The sequence below is a fragment of the Candidatus Symbiopectobacterium sp. NZEC135 genome, assembly GCF_025962695.1.
Genome location: NZ_JAGFPF010001537.1, coordinates 1 through 514, shown reverse-complemented (window position 1 = coordinate 514; position 514 = coordinate 1). Strand labels below are relative to the sequence as shown.

Here is a 514-nt window from a genome sequence, read left to right as displayed (position 1 = left end):
AGGTATTCCTGATGTTCATAGGCAAGGCGCACCGTGGTGTCATCGCCATACCACATCACTGACGGCGCCACGGTGGTTTGGCGCTTGCGGCCAAAATTGCGCCAGTAATCGGTTTCGTCGTGATCGACCAGCATGCGGTAAGCGAGACCGTTGTCCCCCAGTGGGCCGGTGACATCCACCTGACCGCCGCCCCCGTTAAAACTGCTCTGCCAGCCTTCGATATGGGTTTTTTGAACCAGTTCCGGTTTTTTGCTGATGATGTTGATCACGCCGCCGGGTTCACCCATGCCGTACAGCATCGAGGCGGGGCCTTTGAGGACTTCAACGCGCTCGCTGGTAGGCGTGAAATTGCGGGCCTGAATCGAACGAATGCCATCGCGAAACAGCGAGCCATCGCGGTTGTCGCCAAACCCACGTTTTATCACCGCATCCTGCGTACCCCCGAGCGTGTTGGCTTGGGTAATACCGCTGATGCTGTACAGCGCTTCGTCCAACGTGCGTGCTGCCTGATCGC

1 protein-coding gene is annotated in these 514 nt (G+C 58.2%); it reads right to left on the bottom strand.

Features of this window, described 5'->3' with window-relative positions; translation table 11 throughout:
* Positions 1 to 514: TonB-dependent siderophore receptor (locus tag J5224_RS35235; RefSeq protein ID WP_264629414.1), on the bottom strand; the 514-nt coding region annotated here is incomplete at both ends.